This is a genomic window from Enterobacter sp. HMSC16D10 (assembly GCF_001807145.1).
Lineage (GTDB): Bacteria > Pseudomonadota > Gammaproteobacteria > Enterobacterales > Enterobacteriaceae > Enterobacter > Enterobacter roggenkampii.
This window is the reverse complement of record NZ_KV787838.1, coordinates 24,628-43,316: the sequence shown is the minus strand read 5'-3', so window position 1 is coordinate 43,316 and position 18,689 is coordinate 24,628. Positions and strand designations below refer to the sequence as shown.

The 18,689-nt window shown below is 55.1% G+C and carries 19 protein-coding genes; 9 read left to right on the top strand and 10 right to left on the bottom strand.

The features are described from left to right. The 4 genes from fdnG to fdhE all read left to right on the top strand — a co-directional run. A partial coding sequence (gene fdnG, locus HMPREF3143_RS04585) for a formate dehydrogenase-N subunit alpha (RefSeq protein WP_254668417.1) occupies positions 1–2,432 on the top strand: 2,432 nt, incomplete at its 5' end. 12 nt (positions 2,433–2,444) lie between these two features. Next, the gene (gene fdxH, locus HMPREF3143_RS04580; protein ID WP_008501831.1) at positions 2,445–3,347 is read left to right on the top strand and encodes a formate dehydrogenase subunit beta; all 903 of its coding nucleotides are present in this window, start codon (positions 2,445–2,447) and stop codon (positions 3,345–3,347) included. Further along, positions 3,344–3,979 (top strand): formate dehydrogenase cytochrome b556 subunit, encoded by a 636-nt coding sequence (gene fdoI / locus HMPREF3143_RS04575; protein WP_070531952.1) that lies wholly within the window; start codon positions 3,344–3,346, stop codon positions 3,977–3,979. Before fdxH ends, fdoI begins: the two co-directional genes overlap by 4 nt. Further along, positions 3,976–4,905, top strand: a complete 930-nt coding sequence (gene fdhE / locus HMPREF3143_RS04570; RefSeq protein ID WP_070531950.1) for a formate dehydrogenase accessory protein FdhE — start codon at positions 3,976–3,978, stop codon at positions 4,903–4,905. The genes fdoI and fdhE overlap by 4 nt, the downstream gene beginning before the upstream one ends. Before the next feature lie 39 nt (positions 4,906–4,944). Here the strand turns inward: fdhE and HMPREF3143_RS04565 are convergent, their stop codons facing one another. Together HMPREF3143_RS04565 and HMPREF3143_RS04560 are read right to left on the bottom strand one after the other, a co-directional pair. Continuing rightward, positions 4,945–5,316 carry a type II toxin-antitoxin system VapC family toxin gene (locus HMPREF3143_RS04565; RefSeq protein WP_084832108.1) on the bottom strand — a complete coding sequence of 124 codons (372 nt, stop codon included), beginning with the start codon at positions 5,314–5,316 and terminating at the stop codon, positions 4,945–4,947. Between the two features lie 2 nt (positions 5,317–5,318). Further along, positions 5,319–5,561 (bottom strand): ribbon-helix-helix domain-containing protein, encoded by a 243-nt coding sequence (locus HMPREF3143_RS04560; RefSeq protein ID WP_015569912.1) that lies wholly within the window; start codon positions 5,559–5,561, stop codon positions 5,319–5,321. A gap of 198 nt (positions 5,562–5,759) precedes the next feature. Here HMPREF3143_RS04560 and HMPREF3143_RS04555 point away from each other — a divergent pair, with 198 nt between their 5' ends. Beyond that, positions 5,760–6,680 (top strand): alpha/beta hydrolase, encoded by a 921-nt coding sequence (locus HMPREF3143_RS04555; RefSeq protein ID WP_070531947.1) that lies wholly within the window; start codon positions 5,760–5,762, stop codon positions 6,678–6,680. 8 nt (positions 6,681–6,688) lie between these two features. Here the strand turns inward: HMPREF3143_RS04555 and fabY are convergent, their stop codons facing one another. The 6 genes from fabY to HMPREF3143_RS04525 all read right to left on the bottom strand — a co-directional run bounded on the left by fabY (position 6,689) and on the right by HMPREF3143_RS04525 (position 10,882). Then, a complete protein-coding gene (gene fabY, locus HMPREF3143_RS04550) occupies positions 6,689–7,630 on the bottom strand; it encodes a fatty acid biosynthesis protein FabY (protein WP_023326334.1) in 942 nt (313 codons plus the stop codon). A gap of 44 nt (positions 7,631–7,674) precedes the next feature. Continuing rightward, positions 7,675–8,112, bottom strand: a complete 438-nt coding sequence (gene dtd, locus HMPREF3143_RS04545; protein ID WP_008501836.1) for a D-aminoacyl-tRNA deacylase — start codon at positions 8,110–8,112, stop codon at positions 7,675–7,677. Further along, a complete protein-coding gene (locus tag HMPREF3143_RS04540; protein WP_021242790.1) occupies positions 8,109–8,990 on the bottom strand; it encodes a virulence factor BrkB family protein in 882 nt (293 codons plus the stop codon). Before HMPREF3143_RS04540 ends, dtd begins: the two co-directional genes overlap by 4 nt. Continuing rightward, positions 8,984–9,583 carry a glucose-1-phosphatase gene (gene yihX, locus HMPREF3143_RS04535; RefSeq protein ID WP_070531944.1) on the bottom strand — a complete coding sequence of 200 codons (600 nt, stop codon included), beginning with the start codon at positions 9,581–9,583 and terminating at the stop codon, positions 8,984–8,986. Before yihX ends, HMPREF3143_RS04540 begins: the two co-directional genes overlap by 7 nt. Positions 9,584–9,671: 88 nt before the next feature. Then, positions 9,672–10,175, bottom strand: a complete 504-nt coding sequence (locus tag HMPREF3143_RS04530; RefSeq protein ID WP_252909073.1) for a hypothetical protein — start codon at positions 10,173–10,175, stop codon at positions 9,672–9,674. After that, positions 10,139–10,882 carry a winged helix-turn-helix domain-containing protein gene (locus tag HMPREF3143_RS04525; RefSeq protein ID WP_070531938.1) on the bottom strand — a complete coding sequence of 248 codons (744 nt, stop codon included), beginning with the start codon at positions 10,880–10,882 and terminating at the stop codon, positions 10,139–10,141. The genes HMPREF3143_RS04530 and HMPREF3143_RS04525 overlap by 37 nt, the downstream gene beginning before the upstream one ends. Before the next feature lie 547 nt (positions 10,883–11,429). Here HMPREF3143_RS04525 and HMPREF3143_RS04520 point away from each other — a divergent pair. Both HMPREF3143_RS04520 and HMPREF3143_RS04515 read left to right on the top strand, forming a co-directional pair. Then, positions 11,430–12,047, top strand: coding sequence for a hypothetical protein (locus HMPREF3143_RS04520; RefSeq protein ID WP_023326338.1), 618 nt, complete (start codon positions 11,430–11,432; stop codon positions 12,045–12,047). Between the two features lie 71 nt (positions 12,048–12,118). Then, positions 12,119–14,983: an autotransporter outer membrane beta-barrel domain-containing protein gene (locus tag HMPREF3143_RS04515; protein ID WP_070531935.1), complete on the top strand. Its 2,865-nt coding sequence runs from the start codon at positions 12,119–12,121 to the stop codon at positions 14,981–14,983. A 40-nt stretch (positions 14,984–15,023) separates the two neighbouring features. Here the strand turns inward: HMPREF3143_RS04515 and HMPREF3143_RS04510 are convergent, their stop codons facing one another. Both HMPREF3143_RS04510 and HMPREF3143_RS04505 read right to left on the bottom strand, forming a co-directional pair. Continuing rightward, complete coding sequence (locus HMPREF3143_RS04510) at positions 15,024–15,818, bottom strand: DeoR/GlpR family DNA-binding transcription regulator (protein WP_021242785.1); 795 nt, start codon at positions 15,816–15,818, stop codon at positions 15,024–15,026. Positions 15,819–15,852: 34 nt separating this feature from the next. Next, on the bottom strand, positions 15,853–16,749 hold the full coding sequence (locus HMPREF3143_RS04505) for a sugar kinase (RefSeq protein ID WP_070531933.1): 897 nt from the start codon (positions 16,747–16,749) through the stop codon (positions 15,853–15,855). A gap of 155 nt (positions 16,750–16,904) precedes the next feature. On the opposite strand from HMPREF3143_RS04505, the gene yihU reads away from it, so the two are divergent. Together yihU and yihT are read left to right on the top strand one after the other, a co-directional pair. Further along, the gene (gene yihU / locus HMPREF3143_RS04500; protein ID WP_032675666.1) at positions 16,905–17,795 is read left to right on the top strand and encodes a sulfolactaldehyde 3-reductase; all 891 of its coding nucleotides are present in this window, start codon (positions 16,905–16,907) and stop codon (positions 17,793–17,795) included. A 17-nt stretch (positions 17,796–17,812) separates the two neighbouring features. After that, complete coding sequence (gene yihT, locus HMPREF3143_RS04495) at positions 17,813–18,688, top strand: sulfofructosephosphate aldolase (protein WP_025912312.1); 876 nt, start codon at positions 17,813–17,815, stop codon at positions 18,686–18,688. Position 18,689: the final 1 nt, after the last annotated feature.

Below are 18,689 nucleotides of genomic sequence, written 5' to 3'. Positions count from 1 at the left end.
CATTTGGTCGCGGTGCGATGACCAACCACTGGGTCGACATCAAGAACGCCAACCTCATTGTGGTGATGGGCGGTAACGCCGCTGAAGCGCACCCGGTCGGGTTCCGCTGGGCGATGGAAGCCAAAATCCACAACGGTGCGAAACTGATTGTGATCGATCCCCGCTTCACGCGTACTGCGTCAGTGGCGGATTTCTACACCCCTATTCGTTCAGGTACTGACATTACTTTCCTGTCAGGCGTACTGCTGTACCTGATGACCAACGAAAAATACAACCGCGAATACACCGAAGCCTATACCAACGCCAGCCTGATCGTGCGTGAGGATTACCACTTCGAAGATGGTCTGTTTAGCGGTTACGACGCCGAAAAACGCAAGTACGACAAAACCAGCTGGAACTACGAGCTGGATGAGAAAGGTTTTGCGAAGCGTGACACCACCCTGCAACACCCGCGCTGCGTATGGAACCTGCTGAAAGAGCACGTCTCCCGCTACACGCCGGAGGTTGTCGAAAACATCTGCGGTACGCCGAAGGCGGACTTCCTGAAGGTGTGCGAGCTGATCGCCGAAACCAGCGCGAAAGACAAAACCGCGTCGTTCCTGTACGCCCTCGGCTGGACGCAGCACTCCATCGGCGCGCAGAACATCCGCACCATGGCGATGGTGCAGCTGCTGCTCGGCAACATGGGGATGGCAGGCGGCGGCGTGAACGCCCTGCGTGGTCACTCTAACATTCAGGGTCTGACCGACCTCGGCCTGCTGTCTCAGAGCCTGCCGGGCTACATGAACCTGCCAAGCGAGAAACAGACCGACCTGCAAACCTACCTGACGGCCAGCACGCCTAAACCGCTGCTTGAAGGTCAGGTGAACTACTGGGGCAACTATCCGAAGTTCTTCGTCTCGATGATGAAAGCGTTCTTCGGTGACAAAGCGACGGCGGAAAACAGCTGGGGCTTTGACTGGCTGCCGAAGTGGGACAAAGGTTACGACGTTCTGCAGTATTTCGAGATGATGCACCAGGGCAAAGTGAACGGCTATCTGTGCCAGGGCTTTAACCCGGTTGCCTCGTTCCCGAACAAGAACAAGGTTGTTGAGTCGCTGTCGAAACTGAAGTTCCTGGTGACGATTGACCCGCTCAATACCGAAACCTCAACCTTCTGGCAGAACCACGGTGAATCGAACGACGTCGATCCGTCGAAGATTCAGACCGAAGTGTTCCGTCTGCCATCGACCTGCTTTGCGGAAGAGAACGGCTCTATCGTCAACTCCGGGCGCTGGCTGCAGTGGCACTGGAAAGGCGCGGACGCCCCGGGCATCGCCATGAACGACGGCGAGATCCTGGCCGGTATCTTCTTACGCCTGCGTAAGATGTATGCGGCTGAAGGCGGCGCGAACCCTGAGCCTGTGCTGAACATGACCTGGAACTACTCGACGCCGGAAAACCCAGCGCCGGAAGAAGTGGCGATGGAGAGCAACGGTAAGGCGCTGGCGGACGTTATCGACCCGGCCACCGGCACCGTGCTGGCGAAGAAAGGCGATCAGCTCAGTACCTTCGCGCACCTGCGTGACGACGGCACCACCTCCAGCGGCTGCTGGATCTTTGCCGGTAGCTGGACGCCGAAAGGCAACCAGATGGCCAACCGCGATAACGCCGACCCGTCGGGTCTGGGCAATACGCTGGGCTGGGCATGGGCGTGGCCGCTCAACCGCCGTATCCTCTATAACCGCGCGTCCGCTGACCCGCAGGGCAACCCGTGGGATCCGAAGCGTCAGCTGCTGAAGTGGGACGGTGCGAAATGGGGCGGCGTGGATATTCCGGACTACAGCACTGCCGCACCAGGCAGCGATGTCGGACCGTTTATCATGCAGCCTGAAGGGATGGGGCGTCTGTTCGCTATCGATAAGATGGCGGAAGGTCCGTTCCCGGAACACTATGAGCCGTTTGAGACGCCGCTGGGCACCAACCCGCTGCACCCGAACGTGGTTTCTAACCCGGCAGCCCGTATCTTCAAGAGCGATTTTGAAGCGCTGGGTAAAAAGGACAAGTTCCCGTACGTGGGCACCACTTACCGTCTGACCGAGCACTTCCACTACTGGACCAAGCACGCGCTGCTTAACGCCATCGCGCAGCCGGAACAGTTTGTGGAGATCGGCGAGAAGCTGGCGAACAAGCTCGGCATTGCCCATGGCGATACCGTGAAGGTCTCCTCTAACCGCGGCTACATCAAGGCCAAGGCGGTGGTGACCAAGCGTATTCGCACGCTGAACGTTCACGGTCAGCAGGTGGATACCATCGGCATCCCAATTCACTGGGGCTATGAGGGCGTGGCGAAGAAAGGGTTCATTGCGAACACCCTGACGCCATTCGTCGGTGATGCGAACACGCAGACGCCGGAGTTTAAGGCCTTCCTCGTGAACGTGGAAAAGGTGTAACGGAGACGATTTATGGCTTATCAATCTCAAGACATTATCCGTCGTTCCGCGACTAACGGTTTCACGCCCGCGCCTCAGGCGCGGGACCACCAGCAGGAAGTGGCGAAGCTGATCGACGTGACCACCTGTATCGGCTGTAAAGCCTGTCAGGTGGCCTGCTCTGAGTGGAACGATCTGCGTGACGAAGTGGGCCACAACGTCGGGGTGTACGACAACCCGGCGGACCTGACCGCCAAGTCCTGGACGGTGATGCGTTTCTCGGAAGTGGAGCAGAACGACAAGCTGGAATGGCTTATCCGCAAAGACGGCTGTATGCACTGCGCGGATCCGGGCTGCCTGAAGGCATGTCCGTCAGAAGGGGCTATCATTCAGTATGCCAACGGCATCGTCGACTTCCAGTCCGAGCAGTGCATTGGCTGCGGCTACTGCATCGCGGGCTGTCCGTTCGACGTACCGCGCCTGAACCCGGAAGACAACCGCGTCTACAAATGTACGCTGTGCGTAGACCGCGTTACCGTCGGCCAGGAGCCTGCCTGCGTGAAGACCTGCCCAACCGGCGCCATCCACTTTGGTTCTAAAGAGGATATGAAAACGCTGGCGGCAGAGCGCGTGGGCGAGCTGAAAACCCGTGGTTACGACAATGCGGGCCTGTACGATCCGGCCGGTGTTGGCGGTACGCACGTGATGTACGTGCTGCACCACGCCGACAAGCCGAACCTGTATCACGGCCTGCCGGAGAACCCGGAAATCAGCGCCACCGTGAAGTTCTGGAAAGGCATCTGGAAACCGCTGGCAGCGGTGGGCTTTGCTGCCACCTTCGCAGCGAGCATCTTCCACTACGTCGGCGTCGGTCCGAATCGCGCGGAAGAGGAAGACGACAACCTGCATGAAGAGAAAGACGAGGTGCGCAAATGAGAAAACGTGACACCATCGTGCGCTACACCGCACCGGAACGCATCAACCACTGGGTCACCGCCTTCTGCTTCATGCTGGCGTCGATAAGCGGGCTGGGGTTCTTCTTCCCGTCCTTCAACTGGCTGATGCAGATCATGGGGACACCACAGCTGGCGCGCATCCTGCACCCGTTTGTGGGCGTCATCATGTTCGCGTCGTTCATCATCATGTTTTTCCGCTACTGGCACCATAACCTAATCAATCGGGATGATATCTTTTGGGCGAAGAATATTCGTAAGATCGTCGTCAACGAGGAAGTGGGTGACACCGGGCGTTATAACTTCGGCCAGAAATGCGTATTCTGGGCGGCGATTATCTTCCTGGTCCTGTTGCTGGTCAGCGGCGTGATCATCTGGCGTCCGTACTTTGCGCCTGCTTTCTCAATCCCGGTGATCCGATTCGCGCTGATGCTGCATTCATTTGCCGCAGTGGCGTTAATTGTGGTTATCATGGTGCATATCTACGCCGCCCTCTGGGTGAAAGGCACCATTACCGCGATGGTGGAGGGATGGGTCACCAGCACGTGGGCGAAGAAACATCACCCGCGCTGGTACCGTGAAGTCCGCCAGAAACAGGAAAAGTCATCTGAATGAGTATTCACATAATCCCGCAAGATGAGCTGGGGTCGAGCGAGAAACGCACGGCGGATTATATTCCGCCGTTGTTATTCCCCAGACTCAAGAACCTCTACAACCGCCGCGCAGAGCGTCTGCGCGAGCTGGCAGAGAACAACCCGCTGGGTGATTTTCTGCGCTTTGCCGCGCTGGTCGCCCACGCGCAGGAAGTGGTGCTGTACGACCACCCGCTGCAAATGGACCTGACCGCGCGGATCAAAGAAGCCAACGCGCAGGGTAAGCCGCCGCTGGACATTCACGTCCTGCCGCGCGACAAGCACTGGCAAAAGCTGCTGCATTCGCTGATTGCCGAGCTGAAGCCGGAAATGAGCGGAACCGCGCTGGCGGTCATTGAGAATCTGGAAAAAGCCTCTGACCTGGAGCTGGAAGAGATGGCGAGCGCGCTGTTTGCGTCCGACTTCTCGCTGGTCAGCAGCGATAAGGCGCCGTTTATCTGGGCAGCCCTGTCGCTCTACTGGGCACAAATGGCAAGCCTGATCCCGGGCAAAGCTCGCGCCGAATACGGCGAGGCGCGCCAGTTCTGCCCGGTATGCGGCTCTATGCCGGTCTCCAGCATGGTGCAAATCGGCACCACTCAGGGGCTGCGCTACCTGCACTGCAACCTGTGTGAAACCGAGTGGCACGTGGTGCGCATCAAGTGCAGCAACTGCGAGCAGACCCGCGATCTGAACTACTGGTCGCTGGAAAACGAAGACGCGGCGGTGAAAGCCGAAAGCTGCGGCGACTGCGGCACCTACCTGAAGATTCTCTATCAGGAAAAGGACCCGAAAGTCGAAGCGGTGGCCGACGATCTCGCCTCGCTGATTCTGGACGCGAAGATGGAGCAGGAGGGCTTTGCCCGCAGCTCGATCAACCCGTTCCTGTTCCCGGGCGAAGGGGAGTAATTCCCTGTGACAGTGCCGGGCGGCGCGTGCTTGCCCGGCCTACACCTGGTAAGGCGTAAGGACCTCGTCAATACCCGCAAAATCTTTCGTGTTGCGAGAAACCAACGGACATTTTCTGCTCTGCGCTGTAGCTAGGATGATAGCATCAGGCAGTTTCATTCCATGCTTCTCACGTAGTAAAACGCTTCTTTCCGCGATATCCCGAGACACATCAATAATTTCAAAAGCGCCCATCACGGCTGCCGTTTTCGCTTCATGACCATGCCTGCGAGCGCCCACCATCACTTCCATCCAGGTAATTAAGCTGATGGCACGATGCGACGCGGTATTCTCAATCGCATCCGCAGCTTCAACACGGTTGTTGAAGAGATCAATGAGAATATTGGTATCAAACACTGCCATGTGCTCCATGATTACCACTCCTCACGCAGCTTGCGTTCATACTCAAGCCCGTCCTCTTTTCTGTCTCCCCACAGACCAAGCGCATTTCGGATAACAGAAGAACTCTGCTGGTCGAGATACAGCTCTATCGCTTCGCGAAGCAGTTCAGCACGTGGTTGATTTCGCAATTGCTTGAGGTTATCCAAACGTTGAATCACGTCATCAGACAAATCGATAAGTATTCTGCCCATATCAAGTTCCGCCAAAACGCTCATATATCACCTTAGTATATCATCTTTGGTTAATTTTCAGGCAAAATACTCTTTATCAATTTAGAGTGAAAGGACGTTTTTTAGGGAATGATCGATTTTGCGAGCCGCTTTCCACAATATGCACCTCTCAACATTTCTCTGTTTTCATCTGCTGTAAACCAGGCTATAAACTGTATAAAAAAACAGTAAAAGGACGTAACCATGGCTCTGGAGAAGGGTATTGATAAGCTGGTACAGGAGTTTATTGCCGCAGGACGACCTTCCTCGCGAAAGCAGAGTATTGATGACCGGAGAAGCGGATATGTCGCCAGCACAGCGCTGGCTGGGGAAAAAGAAACTCGTGTCCAGGTTGAAACGCTTGTTCTAGAGGATTTGACCTTTCGGGTATTTTCGCCTCTCAATGCGCCTGAACTATTGCCTGCTGCCATCTACTACCACGGCGGATGCTTTATCAGCGGCGGCTTTGATACCCATGACAACCAGCTCCGTCAGTTAGCCTGCTACGGCAATTGCCGGGTGGTTGCGATTCAATACAGGCTGGCGCCGGAGCATACCTTCCCCGCCGCACATGACGATGCGGAAAAAGGTGCAGATCTGGTCTGGCAATATGCGGATAAACTGGGCGTGGATAAAAACCGGATCACCTTTTGCGGAGACAGCGCGGGGGGACATCTTGCGCTGGTAACGGCGCTGCGGCTTAAGGCTAAAGGGCTCTGGCAGCCTGTACAGCTTATTCTTATCTACCCCATGCTCGACGCCACGGCCAGTTTTGAAAGCTATACCCTCAACGGCATGGATTACGTAATTACTCGCGATACCCTGCTGAGCGGCTATGAAATATATCTGGCTGGAGCCGACCGTAAGCATCCTGAAGTTAGCCCGCTGTGGCGAGAAGACTTCAGCGGCCTGCCAGCTGTCCATATCGTTACCGCTGAGTACGATCCGTTATGCGATGAAGGTGAGGCGCTGTTTCAACGCCTCACGGAGCAAGGAGTGACTTGTACCGCTCAGCGATGGCTGGGAGTAATACATGGCTTCTTCCAGCTTGGTGGAATTAGCCAATCAGCGCGAGATGTTATGCAGGATATCGCCGGGCGGATTCAGCACGCCCGGGGAGCGTAAACAGGAGATTACTCCTCCTCGTTCCCGCCCTCTTCATACGCGCCAAAAGGCTTCGCCGGAAGAACAATGTAGGTGCCTTCAAACACCGCGCCCGGCGTTTTATCGCCAAACAGTTCGACCTGCATTTGTACGCGCGCCTTGCGACCGCGTGCCAGACGGTCAAGATCGCCACCCAGTGATCCCAGATCGGCCACGGCGGTCGGCTTGCCGCTTATCGGCGCGCTATAGCGAATGTGGGCATCGGCCAGAATGATGGTCCCGCCCAGATGGCGCTCGCGCAGCATCAGCCAGATAAGCCCCCAGCCGGTGAGCGTGGCCAGTGAGAAAAGACTTCCGGCAAACAGGGTGTGGTGCGGATTCTGGTTGCCGGTTTCCGGCATGGTGGTAATAAATTTTTGTCCGGTGTACTGCTGAATGCGTACGCCCATTTTTTCGCTGAGCGGAATGTGCTGATACCAGGCCTGCTGCAGCTGTCCGCACCAGTCGGCGCGATGCAGAATATCGTCCAGCGTGGCGATGGGTTTGATCATCAAAAAATGACGAATCGGCGTGGTTTGCGGGGTTGTGATTTCACCCTGATTCACAAAACCGAGTTTAGCGAAGAATTCCACGGCATCTTCGCGGGCGCTACAGGTGACGCGCTTAACGCCTTCCTGACGGGCGACGGATTCCAGGGTCATCGCCATTAGCGTCCCCAGACCTTTGTCCTGCACGGAGGGATGAACCGCCATAAAGCGAATAGACGCTTCGTTATCGGCGTTGATATACAAACGCCCGACGGCCACAAGGTTGCCCTCTTCGTCCATCACCATCTGATGGTGGGCCATCGCGTCCCAGGCGTCTCGCTCAGAGCCTTTTGGCTGATGTAATGGCTTGCGTAGCATTTCCCAGCGGAACTGGTAATAGGCTTCTAACTCTTCTTCCGTTTGCGGTACTCGAAGGTGATACATAGCTGTACTCTCTCTTGTTACCCGCGGCCACGCCGTAAGTATGCTCATACCTGGAGCCAGAATGTGACGGGGCCATCGTTCACCAGCGATACCTGCATATCTGCAGCGAATCGTCCGGTTTGCGTATTCATTTCCTGCTGGCGACAACGCTCAACAAAGTACTCGTAAAGTGCTTCTGCACGATCCGGCGCGGCGCCTTTCGAGAAACTCGGGCGCATGCCGCGCTCGGTATCCGCTGCCAGCGTAAACTGGGAAACCACCAGCACGCTGCCGCCCGCCTGCTGGACGTTCAGGTTCATCTTGCCTTCCGCATCGCTGAAAATACGGTAGCCCAGCACGCGCTCACACAAGCGGTTGGCTTTTTGTTCGTCATCATCCTTTTCGACACCTAACAACACCAAAAGTCCTGGGCCAATTTCACCCGTCACCTCTCCCTCCACGGTGACGCTGGCACGGGTTACGCGCTGTATCAATGCAATCATGGTTGGTCTGCTTCTTGTTGTTTTTCAGCTTCTGCTGCTTTTTTAAGTTCGCGGTATACACCGAGAGTGACAGTTATTTCAGCACCAAGCAAGACGATACACCAGGTCCAGTAGACCCAGACAAACAAAATGGGGATCACCGCCAGCACGCCGTAAATCAGCTGATAGGACGGAAACATGGTGATGTAAAGGGCAAACCCTTTCTTACCGAGCTCAAAGAGCAACGCCGCCACCAGCGCCCCCACGACCGCATCGCGGTTAGGCACGCGCGTGGTCGGCACCACGCTATAGAGCAGCCAGAACGAGAGCCACGACAGGATCAACGGAAAGATGCGAAGCACATTATCAATCACGCCGTTTAAATCGCTCGCCCAGCGCAGGGAGAGCAGATACGAACTGATCGCGAGGCTCGCCCCGGCCAGCAGCGGCCCCAGCGTGAGGATCATCCAGTACACGGCAAAGGAATAAACCTTTGGCCGCGCTTTTTTACTCCGCCAGATCGTGTTCAGCGCGTTATCGATGGCGTACATCAACAGCAGCGCGGTGACAATAAGACCGCATGCCCCCACTGCCGTCATCTTGCTGGAGTTAGCAACAAACTGCTCAATGTAGTTCTGGATGACATCCCCGGTTGCCGGAATGAAATTCGCGAAGACAAAATGACGAAGCTGCAGGCTGACGTCCGCAAACATCGGAAAGGCGGAAAACAGGGCAAAGATGACTGCCACCAGAGGCACTAATGAGAGCAACGACACGTAGGCGAGGTTACCCGCCAGCGTGGTCATATTGTCCTCATCAATCCGGTGCCAGAGCAGTTTCAGCCAGGCCCGCAGCGGGCGAGTATGGTGCGTGGCTTTTTGATGAACGGTTTTTAGCATAGCTGCTTCGCAAAGTAGTCTGGTATCGTCTCTTTTCCGGTCACCAGAATTGACGTAATACCCAACTGGTTAGCTCCCTCTATATTATCGGCGTTGTCGTCGAAAAAGACCGCATCGGCCGCGGTGAATCCCTCTGCCTGCAGAACAGCCTGATAGATTCGCGCTTCAGGCTTACGCATCCCCATCTCCTGCGAGAGGTAGATCTTATCCACCGCCGCCTTAACTTCAGGGTATTCTTCAGGCCAGAACGTGGTGTGCAGACGGTTGGTATTTGACAGCACAACGACCCGATGTCCCTGCTCGCGCAGTTTGTGCATGATGTCGATCACCTCAGGGCGAACCGCCACAAATACCGCCTGCCAGCCGTGGGAAAACTGTTCATAGCTTAACGAAAGCCCCATCTCCTGGCAGAAACGTTCAGCGAATGCTTCATCGCTGATTTCACCGCGCTCATGCTGGTGGAAGGTCTCGCCCATCGCGAAATTCTGCTTTAAGGTCGCCAGCGGCACGCGGCTAAAATCGCTCCATGCACCCAACACGCGATTAAAATCGATATCGACGATGACGTTTCCTAAATCAAAGATATAAAGCATGTTTATCTCCTGCTCGCCGTGGAGAGGTAACTGTAGCGGGAATAAAGAGATTTGACTATGGATGCGGTCTAAGGTGTGCGATCGATTTTTACGGCGCGTTTTTACGACAGTAAAGCGAAGGGACGTTTGACGCGGCAAAAATCCAGGCCCCCCGATACTCATCGATCATCAGGCTCAGCTCCCTACCCGGCGTGCGGTAAAAACCCGGTAGCGTTGCGTTGATATCAGCCTCATCCGCATTATCGGCAAAGGTTTTAACAATACGATTGTTATTTAACACGCGCGCGTTCTCATGGTCACTGTAGTGAAAATAGATGGTACGATTAACTTCAGTAACCGTCTGACCAAATAATTTACCGTTAATAACCGTAGACCCCTCCCGATGCTGCATCCGCCAGGAAACCGTACCCACAAATCGGTTTTTACCAATCGTCCATTCCACATCTCCCGTACAGCGTATCGGCGCACTCGATAAATGCGAATAAGCTAACCAGCCACTGGTGATAGCGGCCGCCAGAAATGCCGCCAGCAAAATGATACGGTTCCGGAGAGTCATCATTTTTCGTGCGCCCAAAAATAATGGGTGGTACATAACGCCGTCGCGTCCCTTCGCGCATCGTTATTACAGACAAACGCCGCGATTCGCTCCGTTTTACTATAGCCGACGAGAAAAACGTATCGTTTTTCGGCACACAGACCGGGATTATTGTTTAGCAGGCGCACGTAATGATCCTGAATATGTTCGTTAGGTGCATAAAAAAGTTGGCAGGCATGGGGCATGCTACCCGTTGAAAGGGGAATGTAGTGACTAAACGGCATGTTCTGGTGCTTTTTATATAATATTCCCCCGTTGATAAGCGCGATCAACAAAAGCGTTGCGGTCGTTATTATCAGCCAGGCTGGCCTCTGCCTTGCGGCGCCATTGGCAACGACCGCGTCTTTATTGGCTATGACTGGCTCAGCGGTTGGGACAAATAATTCAACCTCGGTAGCCTCGGAAAGCATAAGCCCGCGACGCGAAATCGTTTTTACCGTATCGCGCGGTAAGCCCACCTCAGCGAGGGCATTGCGTAATGTCAAAATAGCCTGGTAAAAGGTATTCGGCGTAGTGACGTCATTGCGCTCCCCCCATCCCACCACCATTAACTGGTTTTGCGAAATTATTTCTCCGGGATGGGTGATGAGATAAAGAAAACAGAGGTTGGCAGGAAGCTGCAATTGTATCGAGCGCCCGGTAATATGATTTACCAGGTTTTTGTTTTCTGGATCATACTCGACCAATTTGTTAATAAGATACAATTTTCCTTTCCTCAGCAATAACAACCCTTAACTATATACACCAGAAAGATATACGTATATTTAACAACAGTATAGGACAGAAGGATCAGGACGCGATACCACCCCAACTAAGATTAAAAATAACACATTGTTTTTCAATCAGTTAAAAGGCAGTTTTCTTAGGTTTCTCTCATCTAAAACGACATAATGAGATTTCATTACACTTCGCCCGGCCCACTCATTATATTGAGCCCCAAGTCGCGAAAAGACTGTCGTTACGGCCGATTTAAGAAACGAATCTTTAGCTATTAGTGCTATTTCGTAAATCGTCCTCCGGGATTTTTTTTGTCGAATAATCTTAAGGGGCTGAAGAATAGTCCTGGAATACGATGGCCAAAGTATGTCCTTTCGCTATGGCTACGGCCTGACAAAATAGACATCACCAGGAATTTATATTCTTCATCACTATTTATCATAAACAAGAGAGGGGCACGAGATATGTTTCAAGATTGACACATTTGGATGGCAGTGAAATATTGACAGTGAAAATAAGACAGGAGTGGACTGGATGATGACATCGTCGCATAAGGTTGTCCGCTGTATGAGCTGTGAATTGTCCTGTCAGTTATTTCCAGATAACGCAGTACGTTCACAATATTGTGGAAATGCCTCATTCGCAGTTTGGCCTGGTGGTAACCATTTCCTGCAGATTGCAGTAGAAAATAAAATATTGCAAGGAAACAAGAATCACTTATTACGCGGCTTTATATTTGTAGACTTTTCGTTTTGCAACCTGCGCGTACTTGCCGATCCGCAATGGATTGAACGTCTGGTGAGAACTAACATGAACATCGTGATTATCACAGACCGCAAGCTGGAAGCATTGGCCAATTATTTTTTCATGCAGCGCAGTGAAATAAAGGGAATTATTTATTCGAATGATAACGACATTATATTAAAGGAAAAAATCAGCCATCTTTTCTCCGGGAGACGGTTAAATAGCAGACGCGGCAGCATGTTGAACGCTGTTGAATTTACGTTACTGAACAGATTTTTGTCAGGTGCTTGCCTCCAGGAGATTATAAAATCAGACGGCATTGATGTTAAAAAAATTTATGTTCATAAAATACGACTTGAGAGGAAGTTAGGCACCAGTATTCATAAAATTCTCGTTTCTATTTTGTAATTTCAACCTGTTTACCTACCCACATTTAATGGTGTGGAGGATGTTCTACGCCTGAAAGAAAGGGGGCAGTCATGCCATATTTAATGAAACACTCACCAGTCGCCGCTGCGATTTCGCTGGCGTTAACGTCAGCGCTATTTACCGCACATGCAGCGGTAATAGATTTTGCTAATTTACCTGCCTCCGGAGCGGTAACGGATTTGCCTGCAGAAATACAGGCACTGATACCCGCAACGGCAAACGCGAACTTTAGCAAAAATACCGGCGATCCTAACTATGTCTACCAGTACAGCCCGGGGAATATCCCGATTTACGGAGATGGGATCACCCTCGAAGGGCCTGGGGCGGAAGCCTTTGAGCATTCCGTTACCGTTATTCAGAACTCCACGTCCGGCAGCCCGGGGGTGATATTTGGTGACGATCTGACTATTCGCACCCAGTCAAAAGTGGCTGCCAATAATGGTAAAGACGTCGACGGTATTCGTACCCACGGGATGAACACGCCGGCCAACCCGGTATTTATCATTACCGGCGACCGCACCCACATCTACGTTAATGGCCAAAGCGGTGACGGCATCAATGCTGGGTACAGCTCCTTCAGTCAGGGTTCTCTCGGCTCCGCCAATATTTATGTAGGTGACGATCTCTATATCGAAACCACGGGCAGCACCGGGCGCGGGATTAGCGCTTATGCACTGAATGATGCGTCGAAGGCAAAAAATAACGTTATCGTCGGCGATCGTGCGCATATTGTGACGCGCGGGACTTACGCTGAGGGCATTCGTACCAACCAGAGCGGCTCTTACGTCCGGCTGGGCGATGAGGCGACCATCGAAACGTACGGCACGTCGGCCTATGGCCTGTACACGGGCTCTGCGTCAAAAATTGAGCTAGGCAAAAGCGCGACGATTACCACCGACGCGGCCAGTGCCTCCGGGGTTTATTCCACCGGCTCGTCAACCATCACCCTTGATGAAGGCGCCACCATCACGACCAACGGTGCCAGTGCGCATGGCGTCTACGCTTACACCGGTGCGGTGAATCTGGGAGAGAACGTCACCATTGCGGTAAACAGCAGCGAGAAAACCAGCAGCTCCGCGCAGGCGCCGCACGGGATGTATGCCTGGTCGCGCGGCGTGATAGCGCTCGCGGGTGGTGCAACCATTACCACCGCAGGCCAGCGCGACAGCGGTAGCTATGCCCTGAACGCCAGTAACGGCGGGGTGATTGATGCGTCCGCAGGAGGCAAGTTCATCCTCAACGGCGATATCCTTTCCGCAGGCGGCGTCGCGGCCACCAGCGCGCTTCCGGCACAAAACAGTACCATTACGCTGACTATGGATGACAACTCCCTGTGGAACGGAGCGTCCTTCATTGAGAGCAACGCCGCGGGTACCGGTACTATCGCACTGACGATGAATGATGCCGTCTGGAATCTGCGCGACAGCTCCACGCTGACCAGCCTGACGCTGAATGCGGGCGGCACGATTAATTTCCAGCATGCAGAGGACGCGGCGTGGCAAACGCTGACCATCAAGGATGATTTTATCGGCAACGGCGGCAAGCTGGTCTTCAATACCGTGCTGTTTGACGACACTTCGGAAACGGACAAACTGATCGTTGAAGGCAACACCTCCGGTCATACCGGGGTGGAAGTGAACAACATTGGCGGTGCCGGCGCGCAAACCGTAGAAGGGATTGAAATTGTCAGCGTTGGCGGCAACTCTGAGGGGACGTTTGAGAAGGCCAGCCGTATCGTGGCGGGGGGCTATGACTATAACGTGGTGCAAAAAGGTAAAAACTGGTTTTTGACCAGCCTGGTCGAGCCCGTTGATCCTGTAGACCCACCGGTCGACCCCGTAGATCCACCTGTTGACCCAGTGGACCCGGTAGATCCGCCCGTTGACCCGGTGATCCCGCCGCAAGAGCCGGTTCCCCCAGCCGCACCACCGAAAGGCGAGCACCAGTATCGACCGGAATTTGGCAGCTATCTGGCAAACAGCTATGCGGCCAATACGCTGTTTATGACCCATCTGCACGATCGTCTGGGTGAAACGCAGTACACCGACATGCTTACGGGCGAGCAGAAAGTGACGAGCCTGTGGATGCGTAACGTCGGCGGTCATACGCGTTTTAACGACGGCAGCGGCCAGCTAAAAACGACCGCCAATCGCTACGTGCTGCAGCTGGGTGGCGATGTCGCCCAGTGGAGCACCGATGGCCTGGACCGTTGGCATCTTGGCCTGATGGCGGGCTACGGCAACAGCCAGAGCCGGAGCGCTTCCAGCCTGACCGGCTACCGCTCACGCGGTGAAGTAAATGGCTATAGCGTCGGTCTGTATGGTACCTGGTACGCAAACGAGGCGGATAAAAGTGGCACCTACGTTGATAGCTGGGTGCTGTATAACTGGTTCGACAATAAGGTAATGGGACAGGATCAGGCCACTGAGAGTTATCGTTCCAGCGGCGTGACCGCCTCTGTCGAAGCGGGCTATAGCGTTAAGGTGGGCGAAAGCAGCCGCAACAGCTACTGGATCCAGCCGAAAGCGCAGGCCGTTTGGATGGACGTGCAGGCTGACGATCATCGCGAGCGCAACGGCACGCGGGTGAAAGACGAGACTCAGGGCAACCTGATGACACGTCTCGGCGTGAAGGCCTACATCAGCGGACATAACGCGATTGACGACGGTAAATCACGGACCTTCCAGCCGTTTATCGAAGCGAACTGGATCCACAACACCCAGCCCAAGCGTATCCGCATGGATGACGTCAGCAATGACATGCGTGGTACGCGCAATATCGGTGAACTCAAGACCGGCGTAGAGGGGCAGATTACGCCGCAGCTTAGCGTATGGGGCAACGTGGCTCAGCAGATAGGCGATAAAGGCTACAGCGATACGCAGGGGATGTTAGGGGTGAAATACAGCTTTAAATAACAATATTTAAGCCGCTGTTTGCTCAGCGGCTTTTTTTGCTTCAGGCAATATCATCGCTGGTACTGGCCAGGATGATTTCAACCTTACTGGATTTCAGGTGAGTTTGCAGAGCCGAGCCAGGCATCTCATCGGTGAAGAGTGCCGTGGCCTGCGCCACGTTGCCAATCTCTACCGCCGCGGATGCGGTAAATTTCGTATGATCGGCCGCGAGCAGAATGTGGCGAGCGTGGGCGATCATGGTTTTCACCACGCTGGCTTCATTGACGTCAAACTCCATCATCGCGCCGTCGTGCTCAATTGCCCCCACGCTGGTCACGAGATAATCCGCCCTAAAACCAGACACAAACGCCGTTGCCGCAGGCCCGATAATCCCGCCATTGTGCGGGCGCAGCGTGCCGCCAGGCACCATCACTTCAAAACGCGGATTCTTATACAGAATATGCGCCACCCGCAGGCTGTTGGTGATAATGCGCAGGTGGTTATGGTTGAGCAGCGCCCGGGCAACGTGCTCTACGGTCGTGCCGATGGTGATGAAAATAGTCGAGCCATCGGGAATATAGTCCGCAATGGCTTCGGCAATCGCCCGCTTCTCTTCGGTAAGCGAGACTTCACGCTGCTCGAACGCCGTGTTCACCACGCTGGATGCCCTGCCCGCCCCGCCATGATGACGCGTGATCAGCCCCTGCTCGCTGAGCTTACGGATATCCCGGCGCACGGTTTGCGTGGAGACATCCAGCAGCTGCGCCAGTTCATCAATGTTCATATAGCCGCGATCGGCAATCAGCGTCAGCAGCTGATCGTGACGCGGGTTGCCGGTCAGTTCGGTAAGGCTCATGGGCTGTCCTCTGAAAACCATCACGCCCCGCATTTTATACAAAAAGTGACAAAAAAGAGCGGGTTTGATCACAGTCAGGTATACCCGCGCGTCCACCGGGCTTCGTGCATTTCAGCGCTGCGACGGCGCTGGCAAAACGCACGGCGTCTGCGGCGGGCCATTTCTGCCCCAGGCTGACCGCCAGCGCACCGTGGAACACGTCGCCCGCCCCCGTGGTATCCACCACGTTCACCTCAAAGCCGGGCTGATGACACAATGCGCCGTTTTCCAGCCAGAAGCAGCCGTCTCGCCCCTGCGTAACATACACATGTCCATTTGTGAGCGTTTGTGCTTTTCTCAGGGCATTTTCTTTTTCGTCCCGCTGCGTAAGGCGCCGCAGCCCTGGCGCGGAGAAGGCCGCGTGATCGCTTAAAGCGATCAGCTCCGCGATGTCCTGCGGGGTGACATCCGCATCAAGCAACGTCGGAACGCCCTGCTGACGGGCCAGGGTAAATGCCTGTTTTGCCCCGTCATGCCAGCGCACATCGGCTAAGACAATATCCCATTGAGAGAAGTCGATTTCTTGCAGCCAGTCTGCCGCCGCAGGGAGATCGGGGCTGGGGTAGTTGGCAATCACGCGCTCTCCGCCTGCGTCCACCAGCACCGCCGATTGTGACGATCGGGCCCCCTTAAACACGCGCGTGTAGCGGGTCTTCACCCCCAGGGATTCCAGCTCCGCGAGCAGCCGTCTGCCGGTATCGTCATCACCCACCCGGCCAATAAAATCCACTTCCGCGCCCAGTTTCGCCGCCGCCACTGCCGCCGTTGCCGCCGGGCCGCCGCCCACCTCCGTATAGTCTTTTGCGACATATTTCCCACCTTCTTTTGGTAAATCATCGAGATACCAGATGCGATCCAGCACGGTAATGCCGACACAAACGATGCGAGTCATGGTGATTCCTTCTGCGATTTCTGATGCCTTCATTTTAATTTCACCAAATGTTTAAAAAGTGACCCGTGTCAATTTTTTGACTATAAATTACAAATACGATCAAAAACAGACAACATAAACGCGCAAAAATTGACACGATGTGACAGGAGAAAGGCATGTCAGCAATCGCATTTATCGGTTTAGGGCAGATGGGCGCGCCAATGGCGAAGAATCTGTTGAAACAAGGTCACCAGCTTAACGTCTTTGACGTGAACCCGCAGGCGGTTCAGGCGCTGGCAGAGAGCGGCGCTCGGGCGGCGGCAACGCCCGCGCAGGCAGCAACGGACGCGGAATTCGTCATCACCATGCTGCCAAACGGCGACCTGGTACGCAGCGTCCTGTTCGGCGAGCACGGCGTGTGCGAAGGGTTATCCCGCGACGCACTGGTCATTGATATGTCCACCATTCACCCGCTGCAAACCGACGCGCTGATACGCGACATGGCTGAGCTTGGCTTCAGCCTGATGGACGTGCCCGTCGGGCGCACCTCAGACCATGCCATCGCCGGCACGCTGCTCCTGCTGGCAGGCGGCACGGCGCAGCAGGTTGAGCGCGCCACCCCGGTCTTAATGGCGATGGGCAATGAGCTGATTAACGCCGGCGGGCCAGGCATGGGCATCCGCGTGAAGCTTATCAATAACTACATGAGCATTGCCCTGAACGCCCTTTCCGCCGAGGCCGCCGTGCTGTGCGAAGCGCTTGGCCTCTCCTTTGACGTGGCGCTCAAGGTCATGAGCGGTACGCCTGCGGGTAAAGGCCACTTCACAACATCCTGGCCGAACAAGGTGCTGAAAGGGGATCTTTCTCCCGCCTTCATGATCGACCTTGCGCATAAGGATCTGGGGATCGCCCTCGACGTGGCCAACCAGCTCCACGTTCCGATGCCGCTGGGCGCGGCTTCCCGCGAAGTTTACAACCAGGCACGCGCCGCCGGGCGCGGGCGCGAAGACTGGACGGCCATTCTTGAACAGGTTCGCGCATCTGCCGGGCTGAAAAAAACACACTGATACGAAAGGACTGAGGAATGACGATGTACACCCTGAAAGATATCACCCGACCTTCCGGCGGTTTTGCGATGCTGGCCGTGGATCAGCGCGAAGCGATGCGCCTGATGTTTGCTGCCGCAGGCGCGCCGGTGCCGGTAACCGACCAGCACCTGACCGATTTTAAGGTCAACGCGGCAAAAATTCTGTCGCCGTACGCCTCTGCCATTCTCGTCGACCAGCAGTTCTGCTATCGCCAGATTGTCGAGCAGCAGGCCGTGGCCAACAGCTGCGCGATGATTGTGGCCGCCGACGAGTTTATTCCGGGGAACGGTATCCCGGTCGACAGCGTGGCGATCGACAAGAACGTCGACGCGCAGGCGGTTAAACGCGATGGCGGCAAAGCACTGAAGCTGCTGGTGCTGTGGCGCAGCGATGAAGATCCGCAGCAGCGCCTGGAGATGGTGAAAGCGTTCAATACGCTGTGCCACGATAACGGGCTGCTGAGCATTATCGAGCCGGTGGTGCGTCCGCCACGTCGCGGTGCCGCGTTTAACCGCGAACAGGCGATTATCGACGCGGCCAAAGAGCTGGGCGACAGCGGTGCCGACCTCTACAAAGTGGAGATGCCGCTGTTTGGCAAGGGCACGCAGCAAGAGCTGCTGGCGGCCTCGCAAAAGCTTAACGAGAACATCGCCATGCCGTGGGTGATCCTCTCCTCCGGCGTGGACGATAAGCTCTTCCCGCGCGCCGTCAGCGTCGCCATGCAGGCGGGGGCATCGGGCTTTTTAGCCGGTCGCGCCGTCTGGTCCTCTGTGATTGGCCTGCCGGACACCGAGATGATGCTGCGTGATATCTCCGTCCCCAAACTTCAGCGTCTGGGTGAGATCGTCGACGAAATGATGGCTCGCCGTTAAG

Excerpts from the sequence above, each read along its gene's own strand:
- fdxH (WP_008501831.1), top strand. The coding sequence starts at position 2,445 with ATGGCTTATCAATCTCAAGACATTATCCGTCGTTCCGCGACTAACGGT.
- fdoI (WP_070531952.1), top strand. The coding sequence starts at position 3,344 with ATGAGAAAACGTGACACCATCGTGCGCTACACCGCACCGGAACGCATC.
- fdhE (WP_070531950.1), top strand. The coding sequence starts at position 3,976 with ATGAGTATTCACATAATCCCGCAAGATGAGCTGGGGTCGAGCGAGAAA.
- HMPREF3143_RS04565 (WP_084832108.1), bottom strand. The coding sequence starts at position 5,316 with ATGGAGCACATGGCAGTGTTTGATACCAATATTCTCATTGATCTCTTC.
- HMPREF3143_RS04560 (WP_015569912.1), bottom strand. The coding sequence starts at position 5,561 with ATGAGCGTTTTGGCGGAACTTGATATGGGCAGAATACTTATCGATTTG.
- HMPREF3143_RS04555 (WP_070531947.1), top strand. The coding sequence starts at position 5,760 with ATGGCTCTGGAGAAGGGTATTGATAAGCTGGTACAGGAGTTTATTGCC.
- fabY (WP_023326334.1), bottom strand. The coding sequence starts at position 7,630 with ATGTATCACCTTCGAGTACCGCAAACGGAAGAAGAGTTAGAAGCCTAT.
- dtd (WP_008501836.1), bottom strand. The coding sequence starts at position 8,112 with ATGATTGCATTGATACAGCGCGTAACCCGTGCCAGCGTCACCGTGGAG.
- HMPREF3143_RS04540 (WP_021242790.1), bottom strand. The coding sequence starts at position 8,990 with ATGCTAAAAACCGTTCATCAAAAAGCCACGCACCATACTCGCCCGCTG.
- yihX (WP_070531944.1), bottom strand. The coding sequence starts at position 9,583 with ATGCTTTATATCTTTGATTTAGGAAACGTCATCGTCGATATCGATTTT.
- HMPREF3143_RS04530 (WP_252909073.1), bottom strand. The coding sequence starts at position 10,175 with ATGTACCACCCATTATTTTTGGGCGCACGAAAAATGATGACTCTCCGG.
- HMPREF3143_RS04520 (WP_023326338.1), top strand. The coding sequence starts at position 11,430 with ATGATGACATCGTCGCATAAGGTTGTCCGCTGTATGAGCTGTGAATTG.
- HMPREF3143_RS04515 (WP_070531935.1), top strand. The coding sequence starts at position 12,119 with ATGCCATATTTAATGAAACACTCACCAGTCGCCGCTGCGATTTCGCTG.
- HMPREF3143_RS04510 (WP_021242785.1), bottom strand. The coding sequence starts at position 15,818 with ATGAGCCTTACCGAACTGACCGGCAACCCGCGTCACGATCAGCTGCTG.
- HMPREF3143_RS04505 (WP_070531933.1), bottom strand. The coding sequence starts at position 16,749 with ATGACTCGCATCGTTTGTGTCGGCATTACCGTGCTGGATCGCATCTGG.
- yihU (WP_032675666.1), top strand. The coding sequence starts at position 16,905 with ATGTCAGCAATCGCATTTATCGGTTTAGGGCAGATGGGCGCGCCAATG.
- yihT (WP_025912312.1), top strand. The coding sequence starts at position 17,813 with ATGACGATGTACACCCTGAAAGATATCACCCGACCTTCCGGCGGTTTT.